Here is a 19222-nt window from a genome sequence, read left to right on the forward strand (position 1 = left end):
GGCGCAGTGTGCCCCGAAGCCCCTTCAGTGTCCGGCGTCGAACAGTTCGCCGGCATCCGGCAGCGGCACGTTCAGGTGCAGCGAGGCGGCCATCATGCGTACCAGCTCGCGCTGTTCCGCGGTGGGGTCGCCGCGCTGCTGAATGGTATCGTCCATGGCCTGCAGCAGCCGCTCGCGGTCATTGCGCGGCATGCGCGCCAGGCGCTCCAGCGCGCGGTCGAGGATCCGTGCCCAGGCCGCGGACTGGCTGGCCTGACGCAGCTCCTCGGGGATGGGGGCACTGAATGGCAGGCTGCCGGTGAAGCGGCCCAGACCGGCGATCAGCGCGGCCTCGGCCGCCTCGGGGTCATCCGGGTGGCCATGCAGCGCGAGGGTCGCCAGCAGGTAGCGTGCGGCGTTTTCGCGGTGCCGGGCGTTCTTCTCGGCGGGGTCCTTGCGCCCGTGCGTCGTTTTGCCCCCGTGCCCGTGACGCCGGTCGAGGTGTTCGATCAACATGCGGCCGAGGGCGTATTCGGTGGCCGACAGACGGCCATCGGCATGGATCAGGCGTTCCACGAGTCCGGCCAGGGTCCGTTGTTCGTCGCGGCTCAGACGAGCCAGCGCAGGGAAAGCCATCTCGGTCAGCGGAAGACGGTGTTCGGCCGCGGGTTCGGGGACCATCGCGCGGAGCTGGCGCACGCGTTCCTCGCTCTCCGGGCCGCGGGTCTCCAGGATCATGTGGAGCTGCTGTTCGCGGATCTCCGGATCCGGATGCAGGATCAGGTAGAGCACCAGATCCGCGACCCAGTGCGGATTGCGGGCGGAACGTGCCAGCTCGCCCGGCAGTGCGGCCAGCAGGGCGGCGGCCAGCGAGCCGGGGACGGCCCCGAAGGCCTCGCCCAGCGGGCCGTTCTCCTCCTCTTCCCGCTGCTGCTCGGCGGCAGCCTCCTGCTCGCGGCGTCGGCGCTCGCGTTCGGTCACCGCACGGCGCACCCGGTCGGTGGCCTCGCGGCCCAGGCGTTCCAGGGCCTCCTCGTCGAGCGGCTGCCCCAGTCGCTCCAGGCGTTGCTCCAGCGGTGGATGGGTGGCCAGCAGCTGATCGATGGCGCCGTTGGCGAACAGCATGTGTCCGACCATCGCCGGGCTGGCGTTGAGCCCGGCGTAGCGCGCGGCCACCTTGCGCAGGGCCCCGGCCATGCCGTCCCCATTGCGGGTGAACTGCACCGCGTGGGCATCCGCGCGGTACTCCTGTTCGCGCGCGATGGCTGCGCGGATCAGGCGCCCGCCGAGCAGGCCGATCCCACCGGCGGCCACCAGCGCGAAGTTGAACCACACCGGCCCCCGCATCTCTCCCGGGTCGCTGCGCGCGCGCCGTCCGGGCAGCATGCCCAGGCCCAGCAGCGCGATCATCTCGATGCCGAACAGGATGCCGACCAGCTGCGTGTTCAGGCGCATGTCGCCGGCACGGATATGGCCGAACTCGTGGGCGACCACCGCCTTCAGTTCCTGCCGGTTGAGGCTCTCGATCGCCCCGCGCGTCACCGCGATGGCCGCGTCATGCGGTGTGAAGCCGGCGGCGAAGGCGTTGATGCCCAGCTCGCGTTCCAGCACGAAGATCGCCGGCACCGGCAGCCCGGAGGCGATCGCCATCTCCTCGACGATGTTGCGCAGCCGCCGGTTCTTCGGGTCCTCGGGCTCGGCGTCCACCGGATCGCCGCCCATCTCGCGGGCGATGCCGCGCCCGCCGCCGGCACGCCGCAGCTGGTACAGGCGCCACAGGCTGGCCCCGGCGATGACCGCGATCGCCAGGCCGGTGGTCCACAGCAGGAAGCCACGGTGCTCCGCGAGCATCTCGGCGGTGGGCATGAGCTGCCGGAGCTCCTGCCAGGGTTCGACCAGGGTATACAGCAGCAGGAGGTTGAGCAGCGCCACCATCAGCACTACCACCAGGGCGAACAGCCCCAGCAGCAGCGTCAGCCGCCGGCGTGCCCGGTCCTGGTATTCAAAGAAGCGCATTCCTTCGCCGTCCCCGGTTGTGTTCCCTGCTCCCCCGTATACAACCGGGTTTGGTGCGCGGGGGCAAGGCCGCTGCCGGCATCGCGTGCCAGCACGCTTCCATGGATGGGAGGATGCGCACGGAACGGTGGGAGCCTGCTTGCACCGGCCCTGTTCGCCTGCAAGCAGGCTCCCACGGTCAGTCGGCCCGTTCGGCGGGGGCCTCTTCGCGCCCGGGCTGGGGTAAGCGGTCGGGGTTGGCGACGCGCGCGATCCACAGCGCCAGCAGGACCGCGGGGATGCCGATCGCGGCCGAACTGACGAAGAACCAGAACCAGCCCATGAACTCGGCCATCACCCCGGTGAAACCGGCGAGGAACTGCCCGGGCAGGGTCATCAGGGAGCTGAACAGGGCGTACTGGGTGGCGGTGTAGGCGCTGTTGGTGAGACTGGAGAGGTAGGCGATGAACACCGAGATCGCCATGCCGCCGGTCACGTTGTCGGCCATGATGGCGAATACCAGCCCGTAGAGCTCCGGACCCAGCAGGGCCAGCCAGGAGAAGGTCAGGTTGGTGATCGGCGCCAGCAGCGCGGTGGCGATCAGCATGCGCATGATGCCGAAGCGCGCGACCAGCAGTCCGCCCACGGCGGCCCCGCCCAGGGTCATCGCCAGGCCGAAGGCCGCGGCGATATTGGCGATCTGATCCTTGCTGAAGCCGATGTCCAGGTAGAACGGGTTGGCCATCACCCCCATGAAGATGTCGCTGATGCGGAAGATCGCGATGAACGCGATGAGCAGCAGGGCGATCTTGCCGAAGCGCTTCCAGAACTCCACGAACGGGCAGACGAAGGCGCCGATGAACCAGGCCTTGAAGGCGCGCCAGTAGCCGGTGTCCGAGGTGTTGTTGATGTAGTCGAGCACGCGCTGCTCGATCTGCGCGGTCCTGCGGTCGCGCTCGGCCACCTCGGGCTCGCGCACGATCAGGGTGCAGATCACGCCCACCAGCATGAGCGCGGCCATGGTGCCGTAGGCCAGGCCCCAGGTCCCCACCGCGGCGATGTGCAGTGCCCCGGCCCCGGCGGTCAGCAGGGCCACGCGGTAGCCGGTCACGTAGGCCGCGGCCATCGCCCCCTGGCGTTCCTTGCTCACCGCCTCGATGCGGTAGGCGTCGATGGCGATGTCCTGGGTTGCCGCCGCGAACGCCGTGATCACCGCCCACACCGCGACCAGCCACAGCTGCTCGGTGGGGTCGGTGAGCGCGATGCCGGTGAGCGAGATGATGATCAGGGCCTGCGCCAGCAGCATCCACGCGCGGCGCCGGCCGAACAGCCGCGTCAGCACCGGCAGCGCCAGGCGGTCCACGATCGGCGCCCACAGCACCTTGATGCTGTAGGCCATGCCCACCCAGCTGAGGAAGCCGATCGACGACAGCTCCACCCCGAGGTCGCGCAGCCAGGCGGTGAACGTGCCGCCGGTGAGCAGCAGCGGCAGCCCGGCGGCAAAGCCGAGGAACAGCATGCCGATGACACGCGGATGGCGGTACACCGCCAGTGCCGCGCGCCAGTCACGGCGCGGTGCGGCCTGCGCGTCGTCGGCGGCGCTCATCGACGGGGCATGTGCCGGGCGGCGAGCCCGGTGCGGCTGTCAGGGCGCGTAGTCATAGTCGATCCAGAACGGCGCGTGATCGGAGAAGCGCTGCTCGGTATAGATGAACGGGTCGCGCGCGGTGGCGGCGATGCCCGGAGTGGCGATCTGGTAGTCGATGCGCCAGCCCACGTTCTTCGCCCAGGCCTGACCGCGGTTCGACCACCAGGTGTACTGCCCGGGGCGGTCGTCCAGCCGGCGGAACACATCCACCATGCCGATCTCGTCGAACAGGTGGTCCAGCCACGCCCGTTCCTCGGGCAGAAAGCCCGAGTTCTTGCGGTTGGAGCGGTAGTTGGTCAGGTCGATCTCCTTGTGCGCGATGTTCCAGTCGCCGCAGATCACCCATTCGCGCCCGTCCTGCATGCGCTCCGCCAGCCACGGGCGGAAGAAATCGAGGAAGCGCCATTTCGAGTCCTGACGGTGGTCGCCCGATGAGCCCGACGGCAGGTAGAGCGACACCACCGACAGGTTGCCGAAGCGCATCTCCACGTAGCGCCCCTCGTTGTCCGCCTCCTCGAAGCCCAGCCGGGTGATGACCTCGTCCGGCTGCATCCGGCTGTACATGGCCACACCGCTGTAGCCGGGTTTCACCGCGTCCACGTAGGCGCTGTGATAACCGGGCGGATGGAAGGGCTCGCCCTGGATCTGGTGGATCTGGGCCTTGGTCTCCTGGATGCAGACCACGTCGGCTTCGGTGGCGGGCAGCCAGTCGAAGAAGCCCTTGCGGGCGGCGGCACGGATGCCGTTGGCGTTCATGGACATTATGCGCATGGCGCGCAACGATACCCGCGCGCGCGGCCGGCGAAAAGACCCGCCCGGACGCTGTGTCAGAATAGGGGCCGTTTCCCCTCGCAAACGACCATGGAGCCGTCATGACCGCCCACGCCTTCCTCGAATACGCCCTGCAGCGCGACGTCCTGCGGTTCGGCGAGTTCACGCTGAAATCGGGCCGCACCAGCCCCTATTTCTTCAACGCCGGGCTGTTAAACCGCGGTTCCGACCTGGCCCGCCTGGGCGAGTTCTATGCGCAGGCGATCGTGGATTCCGGGATCGACTTCGATCTGATCTTCGGCCCGGCCTACAAGGGCATCCCGCTGGCGGCGGCCGTGGCCGAAGCGCTTTACCGCGACCACGACATGGATCGCCCCTGGGCCTTCAATCGCAAGGAGGCCAAGGACCACGGCGAGGGCGGCAACATCGTGGGCGCCCCGCTGGAGGGCCGCGTGCTGATCGTGGACGACGTGATCACCGCCGGTACCGCCATCCGCGAATCGGTGGACATCATCCGCGCCGCCGGCGCCGCGCCGGTGGGGGTGGCCATCGCCCTGGACCGCGAGGAGCGCGGCGCGGGCGAGCGCTCGGCCATCCAGGAAGTGGAGAGTGACCTGGGCATGCAGGTGGTGCGCGTGGCGCGGCTGACCGACCTGGTCACCCTGCTGGAGCAGACCGGCCGCGCGCCGGAACACCTCGAGGCCCTGCGCGCCTACCGCGCCGAATACGGCGTCTGAGCCGGGTCAGGCCAGCACGTCCAGCTTGGCGAAGCCGACCACCAGCCACTTGGCGCCGGCGTCGGCGAAGTTGACCTGTACCCGGGCCGAGGATCCCGAGCCCTCGAAGGCCGTGACCAGCCCCTCGCCGAAGCGCGCGTGGTGCACCCGGGTGCCGATCGCCAGGCCCTCCTCGCGGGCCGATTCCGCGCGTGCGTCCATGCCGCTGGTCCGCTGGCGCGCGGCGGCGAAGCGCCCGGAGGCGTAGGGCGAGGACTGCGGGCGCAGAACCTCGAGCATGTCTTCCGGGATCTCGTTGAGGAAGCGCGAGGCCGGGTTGGAGGCATCGCGGCCGTACAGCCGGCGGGTTTCGGCGTGGGTCAGGTACAGCTGGCGTTCCGCGCGGGTCATGCCCACGTAGGCCAGGCGGCGCTCTTCCTCCAGGCGCCCGGGCTCGTCCACCGAGCGGGCGTTGGGAAACAGTCCGTCCTCCAGCCCGGTCAGGAACACCAGCGGGAACTCCAGGCCCTTGGCCGAGTGCAGGGTCATCATCTGGATCGCGTCCTCGTCGGGGTCCGCCGACCCCTCGCCCGACTCCAGCGCGGCGTGCGACAGGAAATTGGTCAGGCGGTCGCCGGTGGTTTCCTCCTCGCGGATCTCCTCCATGTCGAAGGCCCTTGCCGCACCCACCAGCTCGTCGAGGTTCTCCAGACGGGCCTCGCCGCGTTCGCCCTTCTCCTTCGCGTAGTGCTCGCGCAGCCCGGACAGGGCGATGGCCTGCTCCACCTGTTCCCCCAGCGGGCGCCCGGTCAGGGCGTCGCGGATCTGTTCTACCAGCTGCAGGAAACCCGACACCGCGTTGCGCGCGCGTCCGGGCAGCGCGTTCGCCTGCACCGCCCGCTGTGCCGCGCGCAGCAACGAGATGTCCTGTTCCGCGGCCACCGCGCGCAGGTCGTCCAGGGTCTTCTCGCCGATCCCGCGCGGCGGCTGGTTGACCGCGCGCAGGAAGGCCGGATCGTCGTCGCTGTTGCCGGCCAGGCGCAGGTAGGCCAGCGCGTCGCGGATCTCCTGGCGCTCGAAGAAGCGTAGCCCGCCGTACACCCGGTACGGCAGGCGCCGCGCGATGAAGGTCTCTTCCAGCACGCGCGACTGCGCGTTGGAACGGTACAGCACCGCGCATTCGCGGTGCTGGCCGCCGTCCTCGATGTGCCGGGCGATGGTCTCGGCGATGAAGCGCGCCTCCTCCTGCTCGTTCAGCGCGGTGTACAGCCGCACCGGCGCGCCCTCGAGGTCCTCGGTCCACAGCTCCTTGCCCAGACGGCCGCTGTTGTGGCGGATCAGCGCGTTGGCGGCGTTGAGGATGCTGGCGGTGGAGCGGTAGTTCTGTTCCAGCCGCACGAGCCGGGTGCCGGGGTAGTCCTTCTGGAAGTGCTGGATGTTCTCGATCTTCGCCCCGCGCCAGCCGTAGATCGACTGGTCGTCGTCGCCCACCGCGAACACCGGGCTGCCGCCGGCGATCAGCCGCAGCCAGGCGTACTGGATGTCGTTGGTGTCCTGGAACTCGTCCACCAGCACGTGGCGAAAGCGCGTGCGGTAATGCTCCAGCAGCCCCGGGTTGTCGCGCAGCAGTTCCAGCGAGCGCAGCAGCAGCTCGGCGAAGTCCACCACCCCGGCGCGTTCGCAGGCCTGCTGGTACGCGGTGTAGATGCGCACCCACTGCCGCGCGATCGGGTCGCCGGTGTCCGGGAGGTGTTCCGGGCGCGAGCCCTCGTCCTTGCGCGCGTTGATGTAGCCCTGCGCCTGTTTCGGCGGCCAGTGGGACTCCTCCAGCTCCAGCCCGCGCAGCACGCGCTTGACCATGCGCAGCTGGTCGTCGGAATCCAGGATCTGGAAGCTCTGCGGCAGCCCGGCCTCCTGGCAGTGCTGACGCAGCAGGCGGTGGGCCAGACCGTGGAAGGTCCCCACCCACAGCCCGCTGGCCGGATAGTCCAGCAGTTCCTCGATGCGCCCGCGCATCTCGCTGGCGGCCTTGTTGGTGAAGGTCACCGCCAGCAGCCCGTGCGGGGCGATGTTCTCCACGCCGATCAGCCACGCGATGCGGTGGACCAGCACGCGGGTCTTGCCGGAGCCGGCACCGGCCAGCACCAGAACGGGTTGTGACGGCGCGGCCACGGCCTCGCGCTGCGCCGGATTGAGGCCTTCAAGAAGGGGAGAAACGTCCATGCGCGCATGGTAGCAAACGCGGTACAGTCGAGGTCTGCAGAACTTCGCGCGCACGCCCGACGTCACAGGACCACCATGAACGACATGTCATCCCGCCATCGGCTGGATCAACCAGTTTCCGGACAGGACCCCCACCCGGACAATCTGGCGTTTGCCGAGACGCTGCTGGAGCGCTTCCGCGAGGATCCGTCTTCGGTCCCGGCGGCCTGGGCCGACTATTTCCGGGCCCTGGAGGATGCGGCACCGCAGGCGCGTGCGCCGGCGCGGGGCGAGGAGCGCCGCCGGCATACTGACCGCCCCGATCTCGAGCACGAGCGCCTGCAGATCCGCGTGCTGCAGTTCATCAACGCCTATCGTTACCTCGGGCATTTCGGCGCGCGTCTGGATCCGCTGGAGCGCGAGGCCCCGGTGGCGCCGCGCGAGCTGAGCCGCGAATACCACGGGCTGGAAGGCGTGAGCCCGGACATGACCTTCGACCCCGGCTCGCTGTTCCTCGACGGTCCGGCACCGCTGGACACCATCGAACAGGTCCTGCGCGAGACCTACTGCGCCAGCATCGGCGCGGAATACATGCACATCACGGCCACCGACGAGAAGCGCTGGCTGCAGGAGCGCCTGGAGTCGGCGCACGGGCGCTTCGGTTTCGGCGACGACACGCGCCTGGCGATCCTCGAGCGCCTCACCGCCGCCGAGGGCCTGGAGCGCTACCTGCACAAGCGCTACGTGGGCCAGAAGCGTTTCTCGCTGGAGGGCGCGGAGAGCCTGATCCCGCTGCTCAATGCCCTGGTCCAGCGCGGTGGCGCCCGCGGCCTGACCGAGCTCGTGCTGGGCATGGCGCATCGTGGCCGTCTCAACGTGTTGGTGAACCTGCTGGGCAAATCGCCGGGCGAGCTCGCCGACGAGTTCGAAGGGCGCCCGCGCGATGATCGGGGTACCGGTGACGTCAAGTACCACATGGGGTTCTCCTCCGACGTGGAGACCCCCGGCGGGGCGGTGCATCTGGCGCTGGCCTTCAACCCCTCGCATCTGGAGATCGTGACGCCGGTCGTCGAGGGTTCGGTGCGCGCGCGCCAGGTGCGTCTGGGCGACCGCCAGGGCAACCGGGTGATGCCGGTGGTGATCCACGGCGATGCGGCCTTCGCCGGGCAGGGCGTGGTGATGGAAACCCTCAACATGTCGCAGACCCGCGGGTTCTCCACCAAGGGCACCGTGCACGTGGTGGTGAACAACCAGATCGGGTTCACTACCAGCACGCTGAAGGATGCGCGTTCGACGCATTACGCGACCGATGTCGCCAAGATGGTGAACGCACCCATCCTCCACGTGAACGGCGACGACCCCGAGGCGGTGGTCTTCGTCACCCAGATCGCACTGGATTACCGCATGCGGTTCGGCAAGGACGTGGTCATCGACCTGGTCTGCTATCGCCGTCAGGGGCACAACGAGGCCGACGAACCCGCCGCGACCCAGCCGCGCATGTACCACCGCATCCGCGACCTGCCGACTACCCGCGAGCGCTATGCCCGTCAGCTGATCGAGGAAGGCCTGACCGACGCGCAGCAGCAGGAGCAGATCCTCGACGCCTACCGCGACCGGCTGGATGCCGGCGAGGCGGTGGCCGACTCGCTGCTGCGCGATCGCACCCGCGAGACCCGCGCCGGCGGCACCAACTGGGGTCCGTACCTGCATCAGCCCTGGGATCAGCCGGTCGATACCGGCGTCGACCGCGAGCGTCTGGCGACCGCGCTGGAACACCTGTCGACCCCGCCGGAGGGCTTCGAGCCCCACCCGCGGGTGCACAAGATCCTCGAGGCGAGGCGCCAGATGGCGCGCGGTGAACAGTCGCTGGACTGGGGTGCTGCGGAGACCCTGGCCTACGGCAGCCTGATCCAGGACGGCTATCGCGTGCGCCTGTCCGGACAGGACTCCGGGCGCGGGACCTTCTTCCATCGTCACAGCGTGCTGCACGAACGCAACACCGGCGACACCTACGTCCCGCTGCGCCGACTGGATCCGGACCATCCGCGCTTCCTGGTCATCGACTCGCTGCTGTCCGAGGAGGCCGTGCTCGCGTTCGAATACGGTTACGCCACCGCGGCCCCCGAGGCGCTGGTGATCTGGGAGGCGCAGTTCGGAGACTTCGTCAACGGCGCCCAGGTGGTGATCGACCAGTTCATCTCCTCCGGTGAGCAGAAATGGGGGCGGCTGTGTGGCCTGACCCTGTTCCTGCCGCACGGCTACGAGGGCCAGGGACCGGAGCATTCCTCCGCGCGGCCCGAGCGCTTCCTGCAGCTGGCGGCGCAGGAGAACATGCAGGTCTGCGTGCCGACCACGCCGGCGCAGATCTTCCATCTGCTGCGCCGGCAGATGGTGCGCCCCTACCGCAAGCCGCTGGTGGTGATGACGCCCAAGAGCCTGCTGCGGCACCGTCAGGCGGTGTCCTCGCTGGAGGACCTCGCGACAGGACGGTTCGAGACCGTCCTCGACGACCCGGAGGTGACCGATCCGCAGCAGGTCCGTCGGGTCCTGCTGACCAGCGGCCGCATCCACTACGATCTGGTCTCCACCCGCCAGACCGACGAACGCGAGGATGTCGCCGTGGTGCGCCTGGAGCAGTGTTACCCGTTCCCCTGCGACCGCATGCGCGAGGTACTGGAGCGTTATCCGCAGGCCGAGGAATTCGTCTGGATCCAGGACGAGCCGGAAAACCAGGGGTATCTCGGCTTCGTGTATCCGCGCCTGGCCCCGCTGCTGGCCGAGCGCGGTCATGCCCTGCACGCGGTTGCGCGCCCGCCGGCGGCGGCCCCGGCGGTGGGCTATCCCGAGGTCCACCGGTCGCAGCACGAGGAACTGCTGGAGCGCGCCTTCGGCCCGCTGGGCAGTCGTGACCTGCCGCACCCGACACCCTGAGTCCGTCCCGCAAAACCGCCGAACAAGGAAGCCCGATGTCCGCCGAGCAGACCCCGATCCAGGTTCCGCAACTCCCCGAATCCGTGGCCGACGCCACGGTGATCGCCCTGCACCGGAAGCCGGGCGATGCCGTACGCCGCGACGAACTGATCGCCGAGCTGGAGACCGACAAGGTCGTGCTGGAAGTCAACGCCCCCGCCGACGGAACCCTGGTCGACCTGGCCGTGGCCGAAGGCGACACCGTGCACGCCGATGACGTGCTCGGCCATCTGGGCCCGGCCCCGGCACAGGCCGCCGAGGAGGCCCCGGCGGCCGGGGAGCACGTCGAGCCCGAACCCGACCCCGCCTCGGCCGAGGCTGACGAAGCGGACGAAGGCCCCGAGTCCGAACCGGCCGCGGATGCCGGCTCGCCGCCCCCGCCGAGCCCGGCGGTACGCCGCCTGCTGCAGGAGGCCGGCCTGCGCGAGGATCAGGTGCGCGGCACCGGGCCCGATGGCCGTATCCAGCGCGAGGACGTGGAACGCGCGCAACAGGCGGCGGCCGGTTCCGGAGCCGGGGGGCAGGGCGATGACGCGCCCCGTCGCCCGGAGGCCGGCGACGCCGGACGCGACAGCGCGCGGGCTGCCGCTGGCGCGGAACCGCCCGTCGGCGGGCCGCGTGCGGCCGGCGAGCGCGGCACCGAGCGGGTACCTATGAGCCGCCTGCGGGCGCGCATCGCCGAACGCCTGCTGGAGGCGAAGCAGTCCACTGCGATGCTGACCACCTTCAACGAGATCGACATGTCGCAGGCCATGGCCCTGCGCGGGCGCTACAAGGATGCCTTCGAGCAGACCCACGGCATCAAGCTCGGCTTCATGGGGCTGTTCGTGGCTGCGGCCACCCGAGCCCTGCAGCGTTTCCCGGTGATCAACGCCGCGCTGGACGGCGAAGAGATCGTCTACCACCACTACACCGACATCGGCATCGCGGTGTCGTCCCCGCGCGGACTGGTGGTGCCGGTGCTGCGCGATACCGGCAACGCCTCCGTTGCCGACATCGAACGCCGCATCCGCGACTTCGCCGAGCGTGCCGGCAGCGGCAAGCTGGATATCGACGAGCTGCGCGGCGGCACCTTCACCATCACCAACGGCGGGGTGTTCGGTTCGCTGTTCTCCACGCCCATCGTCAATCCGCCGCAGAGCGCCATCCTTGGCATGCACGCGATCAAGGAGCGCCCGGTGGCGGTGGACGGCGAGGTGGTGATCCGGCCGATGATGTACGTCGCGCTGTCCTACGACCACCGCCTGGTCGACGGCGCCGACGCGGTGCAGTTCCTGGTGGCGATCAAGGAGGCCATCGAGGACCCGGCGCGCCTGGTGCTGGACGTCTGAGTCCGAACGCGGTTCAGCCCCGGGGCCGGGCCTGCAGCCAGAACGTGACCGGGCCGTCGTTGGTCAGGCTCACCTGCATGTCGGCGCCGAAGCGCCCGGTCGCGACCGGTTCGTGGCGCCGCTGCGCCCGCTGCAGCAGGTGGTGGAACAGGGCCTCGCCACGCTCCGGGGGAGCGGCCGTGGTGAAGCTGGGGCGCATGCCCTTGCCGGTATCCGCGGCCAGGGTGAACTGCGGCACCAGCAGCAGCCCGCCGCCGGCTTCGCCCAGCGAGCGGTTCATGCGTCCCTCCTCGTCCGGGAACACGCGATAGCCCAGCAGGCGGTCGAGCATGCGTTCGGCCGCCGATTCGTCGTCGTCCGGTTCCACCCCCACCAGTGCCAGCAGTCCGGTGTCGATCTCGCCGATGATCTCCCCGGCGACCTCCACCCGCGCCCGGCTGACCCGCTGGATCAGGCTGATCATGTCCGCGCCCTGCCACTGCCCGGCTCCAGCCCGCCCGCCAGGTGGGTCAGGCGATCGGTGGCGGCGACCAGCGCCCGCGCGATCCCCGGCTCGGCGGCCGAATGCCCGGCATCCGGGACGATCTGCAGATCCGCCTCGGGCCAGACCTCGGCGAGCGCCACCGCCTGCTCCACCGGGCACACCACGTCGTAGCGCCCGTGCACGATGAAGCCCGGGATGTCGCGCAGGCGCCCGGCATCGCGCAGCAGCTGGTCCGGTTCCAGGAAGGTGTCGTGGCTGAAGTAGTGGCACTCGATGCGCGCCAGGCTCAGGGCCACCTCCGGATCCTCGAAGTGGTCGATCACGTCGTCGTTGGGGATCAGGCAGGAGGCATGCCCCTCCCAGGCCGACCACGCCTGCGCGGCCGCCTCGCGCACCGCCGGGTCCGGGTCGGTCAGGCGCCGATGATAGGCCGCCACCAGGTCGTCGCGTTCCTCCGCAGGGATGTGGTCGCGATAGGCCGCCCAGGCCTCGGGGAACAGGCGGTCGGCCCCCGACTGGTAGAACCACTGGATGTCGCGCGGCCGGCACAGGAAGATCCCGCGCAGCACCAGGCCCAGCACCCGGCCGGGCTGGGTCTGCGCATAGGCCAGCCCCAGGGTGGAGCCCCAGGACCCGCCGAACACTACCCAGCGCTCGATCCCCAGTTCCTCCCGCAGCCTTTCGATGTCGGCCACCGCGTGCCACGTGGTGTTCGCCTCCAGGCTGGCGTGCGGGGTGGAGCGGCCGCAGCCGCGCTGGTCGAACAGCACGATGCGATAGCGTGCCGGATCAAAGAACCGTCGATGCCAGGGCTCGCAGCCGGACCCGGGGCCGCCGTGCAGGAATACCGCGGGGATGCCCTCCGGGTTGCCGCATTCCTCGTAGTACAGGCGGTGGCCGTCGCCAACCTCCAGGGTGCCGGTGGTATGGGGTTCGGTCGGGGGGTAGAGCGCGTCCATGGCAGGCCTCGAGTTACACGAGCCCCAAGTCTGGCCAAAAACGGCGCGGCTGTCAGTCGTCGTCGATCACCTTCCCGCGATAGACCCGGCGACCCTTCTTCTTCGCGGGTTCGGCGGCATCGGTTGTACCCGGGGTGTCCGGTGTCTCCCCCGGCTCCGCGGCCGAACCTTCTTCCCGCGCGTTGTCGGCGTCCGCATCGGCCTCGGATCGGGATGCCGCCGGGGCGCTCAGATGCCCCCGCAGGGTCATCGCCGCCGCCTGCACCATGCTCGATCGGCTGCGGCCGGCATAATCCAGCAGCACCTCCATGAAATCCGGGTCGGCGAACGAGAGGCGACCCACCGCCGGGAACTCGCTGCGCAGGGCGCGCTTGAGCTCGCCGGCGAGGGTCAGGGTCTTGCGGTCGTACATGTCGAAGTTCCGCGCGGTGTCCGTCCCGGTCCCCATGCAACCCCGGTGCCACGGGGGGGGGCGCCCCGTCTTTCCCGTCCGGGGCGCCCGGGTGCCGGACCCCGATCGCGCGGGTGAACCGGGCTGGTGCAGACGCCCGCGCGCTCAAGGGCAGCCGCACCGCCCCGGTGCATCCCCTCGCGGTCGGCGCCGGGGCTTGCGCGGGCCGCGCCCCGTCCCTATGTTGCGGGGATGGAAACACCGTCCGTACCCCGCTCCATCCGCCGTCTGGCCGGTCAGGCGATTCGCGAGTTCGACATGATCCGTGACGGCGACCGCGTGCTGGTCGGTCTGTCCGGTGGCAAGGACTCGCTGACCCTGCTGTGGCTGCTGCACGAGCTGGCGCGTCGCGCGCCGGTGCATTTCGAGGTGGGTGCGGTGACCATCGACCCGGAGATCGACGGCTTCGACCCGGAGCGCCTGCAGGACTACCTCGGCGGCTACGGGATCCCGTATCACTTCGTCTCCGAGCCGATCGCCGAGCTGGCCGGCGAGCACATGGATAACGACTCGTTCTGTTCCTTCTGCTCGCGCATGAAACGCGGCCTGATGTATCGCACCGCGCGCGAGCACGGCTACAACGTGCTGGCGCTGGGCCAGCACCTGGACGACCTCGCCGAGAGCTTCCTGATGAGTGCCTTCCACGGTGGTCAGCTGCGCACCATGAAGGCCCATTACCGCATCGACGCCGGCGACCTGCGCGTGATCCGACCGCTGGTCTACGTGCGCGAGCGCCAGACCCGCGACTTTGCCGAGGCGGCCGGATTGCCGGTGATCCTCGACAACTGCCCGGCCTGCTTCTCCATGCCCACCCGGCGCGAGCACATGAAGGCGCTGCTGGCGCGCGAGGAGGGCGAGTTCGGCGAACTGTTCCGCAACCTGCGCACCACCCTGCGCCCGCTGATGACCGAGGGCGGGATTCCGGGGCCGGACGAGGCCCCCGCCGCTTCAAACGGGCCGCGGTCCGCGGAACCGGTGCCCCGCGGGGAGCCGGCCGATGGCTGAGCGGCGGCAGCTGCGCGACCGCCTGATCGGCATGGTCCTGCGGGTGCTGGGGCGCCTGCCGCTGCGGGTCAATCACGCGCTGGGCGGGCTGCTCGGCACCCTGGTCTGGCTGCTGCCCACGCGTTCGGCGCGGCTCACGCGCATCAATCTGGCGCTGTGTTTCCCGGACATGGACCCGGCCTGGCACCGGCGCACCGCGCGGCGTTCGCTGCAGGCCATGGCGCGTTCGCTGACCGAATCGCCCTGGCTGTGGCGGGCCTCGCCCGAGCGCCTGGCGGCGCTGGCGGAGGCGCCGCCGCGCTATACACGATTGCAGCAGCGCGCCCCCGGGCGGGCGCTGTTCCTGGCCACGCCGCATCTGGGGTCCTGGGAATTCGCAGGCCTGCACGCGGCGATGCACGGGCCGATGGCCTCGCTCTACAGTCCGCTCGCCACCCCCGAGATCGACCGCTGGGTGCGCGAGGCGCGCGCCGCCACCGGGGCGAAACTGGCGCCGGCCGACCGCTCCGGGCTGCGCATCCTGCAGAAGGCCCGCGATGCCGGCGAGATCATCGGCGTGCTGCCCGACCAGAGCCCGAAGGGGGCCTCGGGCGTGCACGCGCCGTTCTTCGGCCGCCAGGCCCTGACCATGACCCTGCTGCCGCGCCTGCTGCGCGGGCGCGACGACCACGTGGTGTTCCTGTTCGCCGAACGCCTGCCGCGCGGGCGCGGCTTTCGCTACCACGAGATCGAGGCCGGGCCCGGGGTGCGGGACCCGGATCCCGCGCGCGCGGCCGCGGCGATCAACCGCATCGTCGAGGACCTGGTGCGGCGCTGCCCGGAGCAGTACAACTGGGCCTACAAGCGCTTCCACCCACCACCGCCGGGACAGCCGTCGGTGTACGCCCGCCGCTGACGCGTCATGTCGTTCCCCGATTCCGTGGCCCGTCTGGCCGCCCGCATCCCGTTGCCCCGCTGGCTGGCGCCGGGCTGGGCGCGGCGCCTGGCGGCCTCGCTGTCGGTGCCGGGGCTGTTGCTGGGCACGCTGTTCTTCGCCGCTTCGCTGTCGCCCAGCCTGATCCCGCGCACCTGGGAGATGCAGGGCATCCTGTCCGGGATCTCCCTGTCGGCGGGTTATCTGCTCGGGGTCTTCCTGCACTGGCTGTGGGCCTACCTCGAGCTGCCGGAGGCCGGCGAGCGGGTGCACCGGATCATGGTCAGCGTCGCCGCCGTGCTGTGCGCGATCATCGCGGTCGCGTTCCTGATGCAGGCGGCCCAGTGGCAGAACTCGATCCGCGAGCTGATGGAGCTGGACCCGGTGGACAGCGCGCATCCGTTCCGTACCGGGATGATCGGCCTGGCGGTGTTTGCGGCAGCGCTGGCGGTGGGGCGGCTGTTCCTGCTCAGTTTCCGCTTCGTGGCCGTGCGTCTGCGCCGTTTCATTCCGCGGCGGCTGGCCAACGTGACCGGCGTCATCGTCGCGCTGTCGCTGTTCTGGGCGGTGATCGACGGGGTGCTGCTGGAATACGGTCTGCGCACGGCCGACCGGACCTTTCAGCAGTTCGACGTGCGCATGGAAGCGGACGTGGAGCACCCGGGCGACCCGCTGCTGTCGGGCAGCGAGGCATCGCTGATCGGCTGGGAGGACCTCGGCCAGCACGGCCGGCGCTACGTGGGCTTCACCCCCACCCGCGGCGAGATGAGCGAATTTTTCGGCGAGCCGACCCCGGCGCCGCAGCGGGTCTATGTCGGATTGAACGCGGCGGAGACCATCGAGGAGCGGGCCCGCCTGGCGCTGGACGAACTCCGGCGCACCGATGCCTTCGACCGCTCGGTGCTGGTGCTGGCCACGCCCACCGGGCGCGGCTGGGTGGATCGCGACGCGATGCAGGCGGTGGAATATCTGCACCGCGGCGACGTGGCCTCCGTGGCGGTACAGTACTCTTACCTGCCCAGCTGGCTGTCGCTGATGTCGGAGTCATCCTACGGGCTGGAGACCGCGCAGGCGGTGTTCGCCGAGATCTACGGCTACTGGCGCGAGCTGCCTGCCGAGGAGCGCCCCGAGCTGTATCTCCATGGTCTCAGCCTGGGGGCGCTGAATTCCGAGCGCGCGGCGGATCTGTACGACATCGTCGGCGATCCGTTCTCCGGTGCGCTGTGGAGCGGGCCGCCGTTCCGGTCCGAGGCCTGGCGCGAGATCACCGCGCAGCGCGAACCGGATTCGCCCGCGTGGCTGCCGCGTTTTCGCGACAGCTCCATCGTGCGTTTCACCAACCAGGATCCGCACCTGGAGATCCCCGGTGCCGAATGGGGGGCCATGCGCATCGTGTACCTGCAGTACGCCAGTGACCCCGTCACCTTCTTCGAGCCCGAGGCCTTCTACCGCCAGCCGGAATGGATGGAAGAACCGCGCGGCCCGGACGTGACCGACAAGCTGCAATGGTACCCGGTCGTGACCATGCTGCAGCTGGCGATCGACGTGGCCGCCGCGGATGATGCCCCGGTGGGCTACGGCCATGTGTATGCCCCGGAACACTATGTCTACGCCTGGCGCCACGTGACGGATCCCGAAGGCTGGTCGGAAGACGAGCTGCAGCGGCTCAAGGACCACCTGGGTGGTGGTTGAGCCGGGGGCAGAGCCCGTGGTGCGGCGTCAGCCGACCTGGCCGTAGCGGGTCGCATCCCCCAGCCAGCGCTCGATCAGCGCGCCGCCGCGCGGCGGATCCTGCAGCAGCCCCTCGGCGATGCGGGTAGCGCGCGGCAGCAGGTCCTGGTCACGCGACCAGTCGGCCACGCGGAAGCTGCGGTCGCCGGTCTGGCGGGTGCCCAGCAGTTCGCCCGGCCCGCGCAGGCGCAGGTCCACCTCGGCGATCTCGAACCCGTCGTCGGTGCGCCGCATCGCCTCCAGACGCTCGCGCGCGGTGTCGCCCAGCGGCGGGCGGTACAGCAGCACGCAGGCGCTGGCGGCATTGCCGCGCCCCACGCGCCCGCGCAGCTGGTGCAGCTGCGACAGGCCCATGCGCTCGGCATTCTCGATGATCATCAGGCTGGCGTTGGGCACGTCCACGCCGACCTCGATCACCGTGGTCGCCACCAGCAGGTCGATCGCACCGCGGCGGAATTCCTCCATCACCTGGTCGCGCTCGCTGCCCTTCATGCGTCCGTGTGCCAGCCCGATGCGCAGCCCCGGCAGGGCCTCGGCCAGGCGCTCGCGGGTGGCCTCGGCGGATTCGGCCTCCAGCTGCTCCGAGTCTTCCACCAGCGGACACACCCAGTAGGCCTGGGTGCCGTCGCCGCAGGCCACGCGGATGCGTTCGATCACCTCGTCGCGGCGTTCGTGGCTGATCAGCGCCGTGCGCACCGGCGTGCGCCCCGGCGGGCGTTCATCGATGATCGAGGTCTCCAGCCCGGCGTACAGGGTCATCGCGAGGGTGCGCGGGATGGGCGTGGCGGTCATGATCAACTGGTGCGGGGTGTGGCCGTTGCCCTTCTCGCGCAGCGCCATGCGCTGATGCACGCCGAAGCGGTGCTGCTCGTCCACCACCGCCAGCCCGAGGCGATGGAAATGCACGTCCTCCTGGAACAGCGCATGGGTGCCCACGGCCACCGGCCGCGCCCCGCTGGCCAGTTCGTTCAGCAGCTGGCCGCGTTCGCTGCGCCCCTGGCGTCCTCCCAGCCAGGCGACGGGGATCCCCATGGGCTCCAGCCAGGCGGCCAGGTTGCGTGCGTGCTGGCGGGCCAGCAGCTCGGTGGGGGCCATGAACGCAACCTGGTAGCCGGCCTCCACCGCGGCCAGCGCCGCGGCCACCGCCACCAGGGTCTTGCCCGAGCCCACGTCGCCCTGCAGCAGACGGTTCATCGGCTGCTGGCGGGCGAGATCCGCGCGGATCTCGCCGATCACGCGCTGCTGGGCCCCGGTCAGCGGGAACGGCAGTCCGGCATGCAGGCGTTCCCACAGATCGCCGAGCGGATCCAGCGCCGAGGCGTATTCGTCGGGTTCGCTGCGGGCATGCTGCAGGCGGGCGAGCTGGTGCGCGACCAGTTCCTCCAGCGCAAGCCGGGTCTGCGCGGCCGAGCGTCCGTCGATGCCAGGCTCGAGCGTCGCGGTCTGCGCGTCGGGTGGCGGCTGGTGGAGGTCCTGCACGGCCTGCTGCAGCGGCGGCAGGCCGTCACGCTCCAGTTCCGGCAACAGATCGGGCAGCTGCCGGATACCGGGCAGGGCCTGGCGCACCAGCTTGCGCAGCAGCGGCTGCGACACGCCGTCGGTGACCGGATAGACCGGGGTCAGGCGCTGTTCCAGCGCCGGCGGGGCGTCCGGATCGACGATCTCGGTCTCCGGGTGCACGCATTCCAGCGCCCCGGGCACGCCCCGTGGTTCGCCGAAGGCGCGGACCCGGGTCCCGGTCGCCAGGCGTTTCTGCTGCGCGTTGCCGAAGTGAAAGAAGCGCAGGGTAATGAGGCCCTGACCGTCCCCCAGGGTGACCACCAGCATGCGCCGGCGGCGGATCACCACCTCGCTGCGCTCGACCACGCCTTCGAACAGGGCGGCGCGGCCCGGGCGCAGACGGTCCAGCGGGGTGATGCGGGTGCGGTCCTCGAAGCGCAGCGGCAGGTGGAACAGCAGGTCGCCGCAGACATGCAGGCCCAGCCGCGCCAGGCGCTCGGCCTGGCGCGGTCCCACGCCGGTGAGTTCGGTCAGCGGGGCCTGCAGGTCCATCTGCAGTGCTCCGGG

General features: G+C 70.4%; 14 protein-coding genes. 6 read left to right on the top strand and 8 right to left on the bottom strand.

Features of this window, described 5'->3' with window-relative positions:
• Positions 1–24: 24 nt before the first annotated feature.
• From F573_RS0103735 to F573_RS0103745, 3 genes are all read right to left on the bottom strand, one after another.
• On the bottom strand, positions 25–1995 hold the full coding sequence (locus F573_RS0103735; protein ID WP_019021502.1) for a M48 family metalloprotease: 1971 nt from the start codon (positions 1993–1995) through the stop codon (positions 25–27).
• Positions 1996–2173: 178 nt separating this feature from the next.
• A complete protein-coding gene (locus F573_RS0103740) occupies positions 2174–3580 on the bottom strand; it encodes an AmpG family muropeptide MFS transporter (protein WP_019021503.1) in 1407 nt (468 codons plus the stop codon).
• 39 nt (positions 3581–3619) lie between these two features.
• The gene (locus F573_RS0103745; protein ID WP_255349428.1) at positions 3620–4393 is read right to left on the bottom strand and encodes an exodeoxyribonuclease III; all 774 of its coding nucleotides are present in this window, start codon (positions 4391–4393) and stop codon (positions 3620–3622) included.
• A 101-nt stretch (positions 4394–4494) separates the two neighbouring features.
• Here F573_RS0103745 and pyrE point away from each other — a divergent pair, with 101 nt between their 5' ends.
• Entirely contained in the window at positions 4495–5130 is a 636-nt protein-coding gene (pyrE, locus tag F573_RS0103750) for an orotate phosphoribosyltransferase (protein ID WP_019021504.1), read from the top strand.
• 6 nt (positions 5131–5136) lie between these two features.
• Here pyrE and uvrD read toward each other — a convergent pair whose 3' ends face one another.
• A complete protein-coding gene (gene uvrD, locus F573_RS0103755; RefSeq protein ID WP_026300789.1) occupies positions 5137–7332 on the bottom strand; it encodes a DNA helicase II in 2196 nt (731 codons plus the stop codon).
• 75 nt (positions 7333–7407) lie between these two features.
• Here uvrD and F573_RS0103760 point away from each other — a divergent pair, with 75 nt between their 5' ends.
• Together F573_RS0103760 and odhB are read left to right on the top strand one after the other, a co-directional pair.
• Positions 7408–10242, top strand: coding sequence for a 2-oxoglutarate dehydrogenase E1 component (locus F573_RS0103760; RefSeq protein ID WP_019021506.1), 2835 nt, complete (start codon positions 7408–7410; stop codon positions 10240–10242).
• Between the two features lie 35 nt (positions 10243–10277).
• Complete coding sequence (gene odhB / locus F573_RS0103765) at positions 10278–11612, top strand: 2-oxoglutarate dehydrogenase complex dihydrolipoyllysine-residue succinyltransferase (protein ID WP_019021507.1); 1335 nt, start codon at positions 10278–10280, stop codon at positions 11610–11612.
• A gap of 13 nt (positions 11613–11625) precedes the next feature.
• On the opposite strand, the gene dtd is transcribed toward odhB, so the two are convergent.
• From dtd to F573_RS0103780, 3 genes are read right to left on the bottom strand one after another with little or no spacing between them, the layout of a single operon-like run.
• The gene (gene dtd, locus F573_RS0103770; protein ID WP_019021508.1) at positions 11626–12075 is read right to left on the bottom strand and encodes a D-aminoacyl-tRNA deacylase; all 450 of its coding nucleotides are present in this window, start codon (positions 12073–12075) and stop codon (positions 11626–11628) included.
• Positions 12072–13055 carry a prolyl aminopeptidase gene (gene pip / locus F573_RS0103775; RefSeq protein ID WP_019021509.1) on the bottom strand — a complete coding sequence of 328 codons (984 nt, stop codon included), beginning with the start codon at positions 13053–13055 and terminating at the stop codon, positions 12072–12074. The genes dtd and pip overlap by 4 nt, the downstream gene beginning before the upstream one ends.
• Before the next feature lie 52 nt (positions 13056–13107).
• The gene (locus F573_RS0103780) at positions 13108–13467 is read right to left on the bottom strand and encodes a hypothetical protein (protein WP_026279414.1); all 360 of its coding nucleotides are present in this window, start codon (positions 13465–13467) and stop codon (positions 13108–13110) included.
• 231 nt (positions 13468–13698) lie between these two features.
• On the opposite strand from F573_RS0103780, the gene F573_RS0103785 reads away from it, so the two are divergent.
• The 3 genes from F573_RS0103785 to F573_RS0103795 are packed head-to-tail and all read left to right on the top strand — an operon-like array spanning position 13699 to position 17116.
• The gene (locus F573_RS0103785) at positions 13699–14511 is read left to right on the top strand and encodes a tRNA 2-thiocytidine(32) synthetase TtcA (RefSeq protein WP_018868967.1); all 813 of its coding nucleotides are present in this window, start codon (positions 13699–13701) and stop codon (positions 14509–14511) included.
• Positions 14504–15406 (top strand): lysophospholipid acyltransferase family protein, encoded by a 903-nt coding sequence (locus tag F573_RS0103790; RefSeq protein ID WP_018868968.1) that lies wholly within the window; start codon positions 14504–14506, stop codon positions 15404–15406. Before F573_RS0103785 ends, F573_RS0103790 begins: the two co-directional genes overlap by 8 nt.
• Positions 15407–15412: 6 nt before the next feature.
• Complete coding sequence (locus tag F573_RS0103795) at positions 15413–17116, top strand: alpha/beta-hydrolase family protein (protein WP_019021510.1); 1704 nt, start codon at positions 15413–15415, stop codon at positions 17114–17116.
• Positions 17117–17143: 27 nt separating this feature from the next.
• On the opposite strand, the gene recG is transcribed toward F573_RS0103795, so the two are convergent.
• Positions 17144–19207 (bottom strand): ATP-dependent DNA helicase RecG, encoded by a 2064-nt coding sequence (gene recG / locus F573_RS0103800; RefSeq protein ID WP_019021511.1) that lies wholly within the window; start codon positions 19205–19207, stop codon positions 17144–17146.
• Positions 19208–19222 lie beyond the last annotated feature (15 nt).

The organism is Thioalkalivibrio sp. ALE23, assembly GCF_000378545.1.
GTDB lineage: Bacteria > Pseudomonadota > Gammaproteobacteria > Ectothiorhodospirales > Ectothiorhodospiraceae > Thioalkalivibrio.

What these genes read in the sequence shown, in the direction of transcription:
- F573_RS0103745 (WP_255349428.1), bottom strand. Translation starts at nt 4,393, where the DNA reads ATGCGCATAATGTCCATGAACGCCAACGGCATCCGTGCCGCCGCCCGC.
- F573_RS0103740 (WP_019021503.1), bottom strand. Translation starts at nt 3,580, where the DNA reads ATGAGCGCCGCCGACGACGCGCAGGCCGCACCGCGCCGTGACTGGCGC.
- dtd (WP_019021508.1), bottom strand. Translation starts at nt 12,075, where the DNA reads ATGATCAGCCTGATCCAGCGGGTCAGCCGGGCGCGGGTGGAGGTCGCC.
- F573_RS0103795 (WP_019021510.1), top strand. Translation starts at nt 15,413, where the DNA reads ATGTCGTTCCCCGATTCCGTGGCCCGTCTGGCCGCCCGCATCCCGTTG.
- uvrD (WP_026300789.1), bottom strand. Translation starts at nt 7,332, where the DNA reads ATGGACGTTTCTCCCCTTCTTGAAGGCCTCAATCCGGCGCAGCGCGAG.
- pip (WP_019021509.1), bottom strand. Translation starts at nt 13,055, where the DNA reads ATGGACGCGCTCTACCCCCCGACCGAACCCCATACCACCGGCACCCTG.
- F573_RS0103780 (WP_026279414.1), bottom strand. Translation starts at nt 13,467, where the DNA reads ATGTACGACCGCAAGACCCTGACCCTCGCCGGCGAGCTCAAGCGCGCC.
- F573_RS0103735 (WP_019021502.1), bottom strand. Translation starts at nt 1,995, where the DNA reads ATGCGCTTCTTTGAATACCAGGACCGGGCACGCCGGCGGCTGACGCTG.
- recG (WP_019021511.1), bottom strand. Translation starts at nt 19,207, where the DNA reads ATGGACCTGCAGGCCCCGCTGACCGAACTCACCGGCGTGGGACCGCGC.
- F573_RS0103790 (WP_018868968.1), top strand. Translation starts at nt 14,504, where the DNA reads ATGGCTGAGCGGCGGCAGCTGCGCGACCGCCTGATCGGCATGGTCCTG.
- odhB (WP_019021507.1), top strand. Translation starts at nt 10,278, where the DNA reads ATGTCCGCCGAGCAGACCCCGATCCAGGTTCCGCAACTCCCCGAATCC.
- F573_RS0103785 (WP_018868967.1), top strand. Translation starts at nt 13,699, where the DNA reads ATGGAAACACCGTCCGTACCCCGCTCCATCCGCCGTCTGGCCGGTCAG.
- pyrE (WP_019021504.1), top strand. Translation starts at nt 4,495, where the DNA reads ATGACCGCCCACGCCTTCCTCGAATACGCCCTGCAGCGCGACGTCCTG.
- F573_RS0103760 (WP_019021506.1), top strand. Translation starts at nt 7,408, where the DNA reads ATGAACGACATGTCATCCCGCCATCGGCTGGATCAACCAGTTTCCGGA.